Below are 10,412 nucleotides of genomic sequence, written 5' to 3'. Positions count from 1 at the left end.
CAAGCTTCGGGCAACCACGATTCAAACCGACGAGGACATCATGGCCGACCAGAAGAAAGTTCCCATCTCTCCCATTTCGCGGCGTGCAATCCTGGCGGGGGGCGCGGCCCTTGGCGCTTCGCTGTTCTTGCCCAAAGGGCTGCGGGCGCAGGACTTCCCGACCGACCAGATCAATACGACCGGGCTGGCGGTGACGGACGACACCGTGCAGGTCGGTATCCTGCATTCGATCAGTGGCACGATGTCGATTTCCGAGACCGGATCGGTTCAGGCCGAGAAGCTGGCGATCGAGCAGATCAACGCGCAGGGCGGTGTTCTTGGCCGCAAGATTGAAACGATCCAGGAAGATGGCGCCTCGGACTGGCCGACCTTCGCGGAAAAGGCACGCAAGCTTCTGGTGAATGACAAGGTTGCCAGCGTCATGGGATGCTGGACCTCGGCCAGCCGCAAGGCAGTGTTGCCGGTATTCGAACAGCATAACGGCATGCTGTATTACCCGACTTTCTACGAGGGCCTCGAAGAAAGCCCGAACGTCATCTATACTGGCCAAGAGGCGACCCAGCAGATCATCGCGGGCCTGGACTGGGTAGCCCGAGAGAAGGGCGCAGAGTCCTTCTATCTGCTTGGATCGGATTACATCTGGCCACGAACGTCGAACAAGATCGCGCGCAAGCATATTGAGGACAAGCTGGGCGGCAAGGTCGTTGGCGAAGAATATTATCCGCTCGGACACACGCAGTTCAATTCGGTCATCAACAAGATCCGCCTGAAAAAGCCGGACGTCATCTATGCAATCGTTGTCGGCGGGTCGAATGTCGCGTTCTACAAGCAGTTGAAGGCTGCGGGTATAGACATGACCGAAGAGGCGCCTCTCTTGCTGACCATCTCGGTTACCGAGGACGAGATCCGGGGTATTGGTGGCGAGAATATCGAAGGCGCCTACGCCTGCATGAAGTATTTCCAGTCCCTGGAGAACGAGAACAATCAGGAATTCGTCGCTGCCTTCAAAGAGATGTGGGGTGACGACATGGTCATCGGCGACGTGACGCAAGCCGCCTATCTGGGGCCGTGGCTTTGGAAGGCTGCAGTCGAGAAGGCCGGTTCGTTCGACGTCGACAAGGTTCGCGAGGCAAGCCCGGGGATCGAATTGGCAAGCGCCCCCGAAGGCTATGTGAAGATTCACGAAAACCATCACCTCTGGTCCAAGACGCGCGTGGGCCATGCATTGGCCGACGGGCAGTACGAAGTTGTCTTCGAGACCGCCGATCTGGTCGAGCCAGATCCCTTCCCCGAGGGTTATCAGTAAGCCTGCTTTGGCGGCCTGTGCAGCGCCGCCAGCCATCCCCCTAATTCAAGGAGAGTTCCGATGTTCTCGGGCTATTCCCTGCCAGAACTTGGCGCGATTATCACCATGCAGGGCTTTGCCGGGCTGATCCTGTTTTCGGTCTTCGTGCTGATGGCCCTGGGACTTGCGATCATTTTCGGTCAGATGGGCGTCATCAATATGGCCCATGGCGAGTTCATGATCCTGGGCGCCTATGTCACCTATCTGGTCTCGAACGCCTTTGCTGCCTATATGCCGGCGCTGTTCGGGGCCTATTTCTTTGTCGCGATGGTCCTGGCGTTCTGTGCGTCGGGTTTGCTTGGGATGATTGTCGAATGGGCGATGATCCGGCATCTGTACAAGCGGCCGCTGGATACGTTGCTGGCGACTTGGGGTCTGAGCCTGATCTTGCAACAAACCTTCCGGTCGCTGTTCGGAGCGCGTGAGGTTGGCGTCACCATTCCACAATGGATGATGGGATCTCTGCCTGTCACCGATCTGATCGAGATTCCGATCAACGGTATCTTCGTCATGGTCTTGGCCCTTGGTATTTCGGCGGCGGTCTATGTCATGATGTACAGGTCGGCCTGGGGCCGTCAGGTTCGCGCGGTGACCCAGAACCGGGTAATGGCGGGGGCCGTCGGGATCGACACCGAACGCACAGACCGGATGACCTTTGGGATCGGCTGTGGAGTTGCCGGCGTGGCGGGCGCTGCCTTTACCATGATCGGATCGACGGGCCCGACCTCGGGACAGGCGTATATCGTGGATACCTTCCTGGTCGTCGTGTTCGGCGGCGCTGCAAGCCTGCTGGGCACGATCGCCTCGGCTTTCTCGATCAGTCAGGCGCAGTCGATCCTGGAATTCTTTCTCTCTGGCTCGATGGCAAAGGTCATCACGTTGCTGGTGGTCGTGGGCATCCTGATGCTGCGTCCGCAGGGCCTGTTCGCCATGAAACTTCGGAAATGAGGGCCTGACGATGACAAAGACTTCGTTCCTGACGCGCAGCGAGGCCGTGGGCCTCGCTATCCTCGCGCTGATCATCTTCGTGGCCTTCCCGGTCATGCTGGACGATTTTCGCCTGAACCTGTTCGGCAAGTACCTGTCCTATGCTTTCGTGGCGATCGGGCTGGTCTTGTGCTGGGGTGCCGGTGGCATCCTCAGCCTTGGCCAGGGGGTATTCTTCGGGCTAGGGGGCTATTGCATGGCGATGTTCCTCAAGCTTGAGGCATCGACCCCCGAGGCGACGGCGATCCAATCCACACCCGGCATCCCGGACTTCATGGATTGGAACCAGATCTCGGCGCTGCCGATCTGGTGGCAGCCCTTCAACAGCTTCGCCTTCACGCTGATCGCGATTTTCGTCGTGCCCGCGGCTTTCGCCTTTGTCATCGGCTATGCCATGTTCCGCCGCCGTGTCAGCGGGGTCTATTTCGCCATTATCACGCAAGCGATCGCAGCGATCGCCACGATCCTGATCGTGGGGCAGCAGGGCTATACCGGTGGGGTGAATGGCATCACCGACCTGCGTACGCTGATGGGGTGGGACATTCGCCCCGATGGTGCCAAGACTGTCCTCTATTTCGTCAATGCGATCCTTCTGTTTGGCTGCTTGGTGGTTGCAATGGCAATTCGCAAGTCCAAATTCGGTCGCGTCCTCGTGGCGATGCGCGATGCCGAAGACCGGGTCCGTTTCTCGGGCTACGATGTCGCCAGCTTCAAGATTTTCATCTTCTGCGTGGGCGCAATGATGGCAGCAGTGGGCGGGGCGATGTTCACGCTGCAGGTCGGCTTCATGTCCCCGACTATCGTCGGCATCGTCCCGTCGATCGAGATGGTGATCTTTTGCGCGGTCGGCGGGCGTCATTCGCTGATGGGCGCGGTCTATGGGGCGCTGCTGGTCAACTGGGCCAAGACGACATTCTCGGAAAGCTTCCCCGAGTTGTGGCTGTTCGGACTTGGCGCACTGTTCATTGCCGTCGTGATGGCCTTCCCCAACGGGTTGGCGGGTCTGTTTGACGATTACATCAAGCCGCGCCTGCGGGGTTGGCGTCAAACCCCTGCGACCGCTCCCCAGCCGGCAGAATAAGGCAATCATCATGGAAAACCCAAACTTCATTCTGACAGTCGAGGATCTGAGCGTGTCCTTTGACGGGTTCAAGGCGGTCGATGGCCTCAGCTTCTATATCGAGCCGAACGAATGCCGCGTCATCATCGGTCCGAACGGGGCCGGGAAGACGACGGTCCTGGACCTGATTTGCGGACGCACCCGCGCCACCGCCGGATCGATCGAGTTCAAGGGGGCCGAATTGACCCGTATGCGCGAAGACCAGATCGTCCATGCGGGCGTCGGGCGCAAGTTCCAGACGCCGTCGGTCTACGAAGATCTGACTGTCTTCGAGAATCTCGAGATCAGCTATCCGCGTGGGCACACGGTATTCGGCGCGCTGACCTTCCGTCGCGATGGCGATGTGGATGCCCGCATCCGCGAGGTCGCCGAGACGATCTTTCTGGGCGACTTTCTGCAGGAACGTGCGGCCATTCTCAGCCACGGGCAGAAACAGTGGCTCGAAATCGGGATGCTGCTGATCCAGGACCCGCAGTTGATGATGCTGGACGAACCGGTTGCGGGCATGTCGGTGGCAGAACGCAAGAAAACGGCAGAGTTGCTGAACCGGATCATCCGGGACCGTGCAGTCATCGTGATCGAACATGACATGGGCTTTGTCGCCGACATCGCGACCCGCGTGACGGTTATGCACCAGGGCAAGCGCCTTTCGGAAGGATCGATGGCCCATGTTCAGGCCGATCCGAAGGTCGTCGAAGTCTATCTGGGCCACTGAGGAGCATGTGATGCTGACCATCGATAAACTTACCTCGGGCTATGGCGAATCCGAGGTTTTGCACGGCCTCGACCTTCAGGTGCCCAAGGGCGAAATTGTCGCGATCATGGGCCGCAACGGCATGGGCAAGACCACGCTGATGAAGTCGCTGATGGGCATCGTTCCTGCGACCGGGGGGGCGATCACGGTGGGGGACTGCAAGATGACAGGCCTGAAATCCCATGCCCGCGTTGCCGGGGGGCTGGCCTATGTGCCGCAAGGGCGGCAGATCTTTTCGGCCATGACGGTCGAGGAAAATGTCGAGACCGGCCTTACCGTCACCGGCAAGAAGACCGTGCCGGACGACATCTACGAGTTGTTCCCCGTCCTGGTTGAGATGAAGCACCGGCGCGGTGGCAACCTCTCGGGCGGACAGCAGCAGCAGCTTGCCATTGCGCGCGCCCTGGCATCCGACCCCAAGGTCCTGTTGCTGGACGAGCCGACCGAGGGCATCCAGCCCTCGATCATCCGTGACATGGCCCGGACGCTGCGCCGCATCCGCGATGAACGCGGGCTGACCATCGTCGTGTCCGAACAAGTGCTGAGTTTCGCGCTGGATGTGGCCGACAGGGTGATGGTTCTCGAAAAGGGCGCCTTCGTCCATGACAGCCCCCGCGCGAGCGTCGACGAGGCGCATGTCTCGAAATTCCTATCCGTCTGAACCCAGCATGAAGAAGAGGAGGCCCGCCATGGCCGACACGTTGATCTCTGTAAACCTGAGCGAAAGCCCCCATACGAACGAGGCCGTTCACAACCGCTGGCATTGCGACATCCCGATGGCCTGCTGGGTGGAACCCGGCGACGATTTCAAGGTCGAAACCTATGACTGGACCGGGGGGCAGATCGCCAATGACGACGACGCATCCGACGTGCGCGACGTTGAACTGGAACAAGTTCACTATCTGTCCGGCCCCATCGGCGTGAAAGGTGCCGAGCCGGGCGATCTGCTGGTGGTCGATATCCTCGATATCGGCGCGAAAGAAGAGATGAACTGGGGTTTCAACGGCTTTTTCTCCAAGCAGAACGGTGGCGGTTTTCTAACCGACCACTTCCCCGATGCGCAGAAATCCATCTGGGACTTCGAAGGCATGTTTACCCGGTCACGCCATATTCCCGGCGTGCGCTATGCGGGCTTGATTCATCCAGGCCTGATTGGCTGCCTGCCTGACCGAAAGATGTTGGACATGTGGAACGAGCGCGAAAAAGGTTTGGTCGCCACCGACCCAAACCGCGTGCCTGGGCTTGCTAACCTGCCGACCACGCAATCGGCACATATGGGAAAAATGAAAGGCGAGGCCCGCGACAAGGCCGCTGCCGAAGGTGCGCGCACCGTGCCCCCGCGTGAACATGGCGGCAATTGCGACATCAAGGATCTGAGCCGCGGGTCGAAGATCTACTTTCCGGTCTATGTTGACGGTGCGGGCCTCTCGATGGGCGATCTGCATTTCAGTCAGGGCGATGGCGAGATCACCTTTTGCGGCGCGATCGAGATGGCGGGGTGGTTGCATATCCGGGTCAGCCTGATCAAGGGCGGGATGGAGAAATACGCCATCAAAAACCCGATCTTCCGCCCTTCACCCATCGTTCCGAAATACGACGACTTCCTGATCTTCGAGGGAATCAGCGTGGATGAGGGGGGCAAGCAACACTATCTGGATGTTCATGTCGCCTATCGGCAGGCCTGCCTGAATGCAATCGAGTACCTGAAAAAGTTCGGCTATTCCGGCGCGCAAGGCTATTCCATTCTGGGTACCGCACCTGTGCAGGGGCATATCTCGGGGGTGGTCGATGTTCCCAATGCTTGTGCGACCTTGTGGTTGCCGACGGACATCTTCGAGAACGGCTCGGCGCTGATGCCGTCTCCAGATGGCCCGACCCAGCTGGTCGATGGATCTGTCGACATGCCAATCGCGCCCGATCTTTGACAAGCGTGGGCCGCGTGGGACCCACGCGGTCTGCCCCCCAGCCTATCTGAAAGAATTGGCCATGCCCGTTTATGATTATGCCTGCCCCGATTGCGGTCCTTTTGAAGCACTGGCTCCCATGTCCGCATTCACCGACCCTTGCGCCTGCCCCAGCTGCGCGAAAGCTGCGCCGCGTGTGATGCTGACCGCGCCTCGTCTTGCCAATATGGACGCCAGCCGTCGGACCGCGTTTGCGACGAATGAACGCAGCGCCGACAGCCCAAAGCGGCTTAGCAGCCATGGCCCTGGATGCGGCTGCTGTTCAGGGGGAAAGAAAAAGCCGAGCCGGACTTTGCACCGCCCGGATGGTTCGAAATCGCTGATGGGTACGCGTCCCTGGATGATCTCTCACTGAGTTTGCCGCCATCTGTCGGCCCGCCAATGGTTTTGCGGGTCATGTGTGCTGATCACATCGGGATTATTCGCGGGCATTTGCGAGTAGCCTGCCGGATGTTGACTGGCTGCTCGGATATCGCGGCTACGATGCCAATTTGTTCAGAAGAGCGTAGCAAGACAAAGTGTAGGCGCTTTTATCGCCCGGGCGAAAGCGGCGCAATCAGATCGAAATCATATTTGGCAGAACCCGCTAAGACCGCTGTCCCTGGGTATTCCTGCCCGCCGTCGCGCTCGCCGCAACGGTTTTGTTTTGGCTATGATACATGAACGTGTCCGCATCCTAGGCTGTGGTGCGCCCGACCGGCGCACCACAGCAAGCGAGAATCCGCTTTTTTGCTTAGGATCAAACACCTGAACAGTGGGAATTGATCATTCCACCTTTGTCAGGTCGGTGGGCTTCCATGTCTGATCATAGAATGCATCTTCCGCACCATAGAGGCGCAAGCAGGCCACGAAGTTGCGTCCCGGAACCGTCTGGATGAAGGCCGCGTCTGCGACGCCTTCGGGTTTTTCGGGTCCGAACCAGATGTCGATCGAGCCGTCCTCGTTCTGCGGAATGTCGTAATATCCGTTGGTCGAGGGCAGAAGTTGTTCGGTTTCCGGCATCGTGCCATCGGTCACGTTATAGGCTGTTACCGCCCAGAAAAGCGCCGCGGGGACGTTGGGCGGCAGGGTCAGCTTGTAGGTATTGCCGCCTTCAAGAAAGTTCCCATCCGCATCGCGGATCGTATAGGGATATTTCGATCCCGCACCCGTTGTGCGCATCACCATCGCCGGGGCCGAGGAATAGGCGTACTGGAAGAAACGCGACCGCGCTGCAAGATCCAGATAGCTTTCCTGCATCCAGTCATTGGTGCCGCCGGTCCAGGCGCGTTCCCACTGACGATCGTCATAATACTTGTTGCGCTCGTCCTCGCGCCCGGTCTGGGCCGCGGCAAGGATCATCCTGGGTGCGTTGGTCAATGCCTTTTCAAGCGCCGCCTGCTGCCAGTCGTTCGGCTCGAACGGTTCGCCCTTGACGATGCCGATGGTGGCCAGAACGCCGCGCAACTCGGGCGTGATCGCCTCGACGGGTTCGTAATCGACAAACTCCTTGAGCTTGGTCCAATAGTCGAAATCCGTCGGATACATCATGTTGACACGAACGCCGCTGGCATTCGGGAATTCCATTGCGGGAATGTCCTTTTCCTGTTCCCACAGCGGATAGACCCGCGTGGTTTCCGCCGTCGCGACCGCCGGGGCCGGATCGGGCTTGCCTTCGCCCTGTGCCATGATCGTGCGGAAGAACAGGAAAACATTATAGGTCGAGGATTCGAATGCGAAGTAACCCTTCGGCACCTCGCCCTGATAACCCGGTGGTAGCAACAGATACAGGCCGCCGCGCGCCCGGTCGGGACCGATGGCGCCGACATCGGTGATGGTGCGCTGGAAGAAATCGGTAAACATCCCGATCACATTGGGCGGTGCCTTGACGACAAGCGGCCCGGTTTCCTTGAGGTCGAGATAGCTCATCGAATAGATGACATCGGCATTGGGCGTGGGCACCCATGCACGGCTGTCCATCCGGTCCTTCCAGATCGGCAGGACATTGTAGCCGGCGCCGAATTCCGCCTCGGAACCGTCGCGCATGCCGATCACGTTCAGGGCCGGCAGCATGGTCATATAGGCATAGACCGCGCGCTGATAGAACACTTCGGCCAGCAGGTCCTGCGCCTCGTCCTCGGCCAGCCAGTTGCCTTCGTTGATCTGTGTCGCCAGGGGAGGCAGCGGGGGTTCGGCGTCCTGCGCGAGAGCCGGAGAAAGGGTGGAAGCGGCGATCGCGAGCAGGCACAGCGCCGAGGTGGTGCGAAGACGATTGAGCATGGTCGATCCTCTGTTGGGAAATATATCTGGCGCGAGATAATCCGCGCCAGAGGGATTCATCATCGATGACGGCCTTTAGCCTGCAACTTCGATCACCGGCGGTTGCCAGGTTCCGTCGGTGATCGGATCCTGCCCCCAATAGGCACGGATATAGAGCGAGAACTCTCCTTCCGGGGCGGGCAGCCAGTTGCTTTCCAGATCCTCGCCGGGCGAGGTGTGGCCGACATGGATCGTCAGAGAACCGTCATCATTGCGCTGCATGCCTTTGCTCTTGGTGCCGAGCGAATAACGATCCAGTTCGTTGGGCGCGAAAAGGTGCTTGTCGTTGTAAAGCGTCAGCGACCAGAACCCGTCAACCGGTGGCTCTTGTCCTGCGGCAAAGGTGACTGTGTAGCTTTGCGCGCCTTCAAGCTGATCACCCTCGACGTCGTAATCGGTGTAATAGTACTGTGTTTCGTTCGGGCGGTTGTCGAACATGTTCGATTTCGCGGTGCCGGTACGATCGAAATAGTCCACACCCCATTCGGCATTGTTGACGGACCGGTTCCAGCCATTTCCGGCAGGCTTGCCATTATGTTCCCAGCGGAAAAACGGCTGAATGAGCTCTTTGTCAGCCAGAACCGCTTCGTCCACCATGGCCTGCTTCAGCTCTTCGTTGTTCGCGGCGACGTCCAGCAGCCATTTGAACTGGGCATACATGGCCTCTTCGCCCGGCAGGGGCGCCACACTTTCCAGAACCTTGCCGAACTGGTCGAAGAACTTTTCCGGGACCACCCACTGGGTTTCACCACCGTCCGTATCGGCTGCAGGGTTGGGAATTTGGGGAAGTTCGCTCCAATCGGTGGTTTTCATGGTGCCGTCGAACTGATCCAACGGATAAACCACGACCTGGTCGATCAGTGCCTGTACGGCCTCGGCATCTTCGGGCGTGTCGTCCTTGAATACCCGCGGGATTGTGTTTGCCAGTGCGGTCGATGACCGGATGACATCGGTCACGCCTTCTGGCACTTCGCCATCCCAGTTCGGCCCGACGAGCATATAGAACCCCGGCTCTGTGCCATAGGGTTTTCCAAGTTCGCCAAACTGATCGGTCCGCGCATCATAGAACGCATAGACCCAGAAACGGTCGCCAAAATCCGGCACCTGGGCAATGACGGGCTGTTCGTCGAGATTGAAGAAACCAAGACCGTAAACCACGTCCTGGTTCGGACAGGTGACGAAGGTTTCGGACGGCAGGATATAGTCGCTGAGCATGGCGATCTGGCCCTGAGGCGCGACAGGCAGGATGCCGCCCAGCAAACCCGGCTGAGGGGCCTGGGTGATCTGGTCATGCCGGTTCTGCATGTTCACCATAGGCCAGCCCCAGACAAAGGCCTGACGCGCGAGCATGCGGACATATTCCTCGTGCGGTGTCGCCTGGGCATTCGGCATTGACAGGTCGGAGAACTGGGTTGCCTGTTGGGCGATGGCCGGCGCACCGGCAAGAAGCGCGACGGTCGACGCCGTAGCGGCGATATATTTCAGCATGATGTGGTCTCCCCGGTTAGTCAGAATTGAAGGTTGGTACATGTAGAAGCGCCCCATTCTGGTTGGTCGGGCCCTTGGTTTCGATTGAGTGTTGCGGTTCAGGAAACGCGTTGATGGTGGCGCGATCAGTTTGCGTTACCTTCCCGGTATCGAGGTCGATTGGAGCGGCACGGAACAATATATTGGCAAAGCCGGTCGACCATTTCTCTGATCCGGGACTGTTTTCCGTGGCCGTCGGCAATGCAGGCTGTGGACCAAGGTCAAAACCAACGGCCGGGTTGCCGGTATCGAACAGATACGCCGTAAACATGTGTCCGGTATTGTTCACGCCCGCACCATTTCGTCGAAAAGCTGTTTTCGGTTCTTGACGTGCCGTTTCAACAATTTTCGGGTTTCGCGTTGCCTGGTTACTCGGCGCGCGGGTGACGGGATGGTGCCCGGCATATCCAGTTCGGG

Annotated in this window: 9 protein-coding genes and 2 pseudogenes; 8 read left to right on the top strand and 3 right to left on the bottom strand. The window is 59.1% G+C overall.

The window, feature by feature from the left end; translation table 11 throughout:
* Positions 1–40 precede the first annotated feature (40 nt).
* The 8 genes and pseudogenes from urtA to PAF17_RS08880 all read left to right on the top strand — a co-directional run.
* A complete protein-coding gene (gene urtA, locus PAF17_RS08915) occupies positions 41–1,306 on the top strand; it encodes an urea ABC transporter substrate-binding protein (protein WP_271888759.1) in 1,266 nt (421 codons plus the stop codon).
* Between the two features lie 60 nt (positions 1,307–1,366).
* Entirely contained in the window at positions 1,367–2,293 is a 927-nt protein-coding gene (gene urtB, locus PAF17_RS08910) for an urea ABC transporter permease subunit UrtB (protein ID WP_271888758.1), read from the top strand.
* Between the two features lie 10 nt (positions 2,294–2,303).
* The gene (gene urtC, locus PAF17_RS08905; protein ID WP_271888757.1) at positions 2,304–3,413 is read left to right on the top strand and encodes an urea ABC transporter permease subunit UrtC; all 1,110 of its coding nucleotides are present in this window, start codon (positions 2,304–2,306) and stop codon (positions 3,411–3,413) included.
* A gap of 10 nt (positions 3,414–3,423) precedes the next feature.
* Positions 3,424–4,167: an urea ABC transporter ATP-binding protein UrtD gene (gene urtD / locus PAF17_RS08900; RefSeq protein WP_271888756.1), complete on the top strand. Its 744-nt coding sequence runs from the start codon at positions 3,424–3,426 to the stop codon at positions 4,165–4,167.
* 10 nt (positions 4,168–4,177) lie between these two features.
* Entirely contained in the window at positions 4,178–4,867 is a 690-nt protein-coding gene (gene urtE / locus PAF17_RS08895) for an urea ABC transporter ATP-binding subunit UrtE (RefSeq protein ID WP_271888755.1), read from the top strand.
* 28 nt (positions 4,868–4,895) lie between these two features.
* Positions 4,896–6,131, top strand: coding sequence for a formamidase (fmdA, locus tag PAF17_RS08890; protein ID WP_271888754.1), 1,236 nt, complete (start codon positions 4,896–4,898; stop codon positions 6,129–6,131).
* The gene (locus tag PAF17_RS08885; protein ID WP_334223662.1) at positions 6,073–6,525 is read left to right on the top strand and encodes an FmdB family zinc ribbon protein; all 453 of its coding nucleotides are present in this window, start codon (positions 6,073–6,075) and stop codon (positions 6,523–6,525) included. Before fmdA ends, PAF17_RS08885 begins: the two co-directional genes overlap by 59 nt.
* Before the next feature lie 67 nt (positions 6,526–6,592).
* Positions 6,593–6,826 (top strand): annotated as a pseudogene (locus tag PAF17_RS08880) (IS5/IS1182 family transposase); the annotation flags it as partial.
* 109 nt (positions 6,827–6,935) lie between these two features.
* Here PAF17_RS08880 and PAF17_RS08875 read toward each other — a convergent pair.
* From PAF17_RS08875 to PAF17_RS08865, 3 genes and pseudogenes are all read right to left on the bottom strand, one after another.
* Positions 6,936–8,429: a DUF1254 domain-containing protein gene (locus PAF17_RS08875; protein ID WP_271888752.1), complete on the bottom strand. Its 1,494-nt coding sequence runs from the start codon at positions 8,427–8,429 to the stop codon at positions 6,936–6,938.
* 75 nt (positions 8,430–8,504) lie between these two features.
* Positions 8,505–9,956 carry a DUF1254 domain-containing protein gene (locus PAF17_RS08870; protein ID WP_271888751.1) on the bottom strand — a complete coding sequence of 484 codons (1,452 nt, stop codon included), beginning with the start codon at positions 9,954–9,956 and terminating at the stop codon, positions 8,505–8,507.
* Positions 9,957–9,972: 16 nt separating this feature from the next.
* A pseudogene (locus tag PAF17_RS08865) lies at positions 9,973–10,412 on the bottom strand (hypothetical protein); the annotation flags it as partial.

The organism is Paracoccus onchidii (assembly GCF_028294535.1).
Classification (GTDB): Bacteria; Pseudomonadota; Alphaproteobacteria; order Rhodobacterales; family Rhodobacteraceae; genus Paracoccus; species Paracoccus onchidii.
Note: the sequence above shows the minus strand (reverse complement) of the source record. Positions and strands in the feature narration are given on the sequence as shown.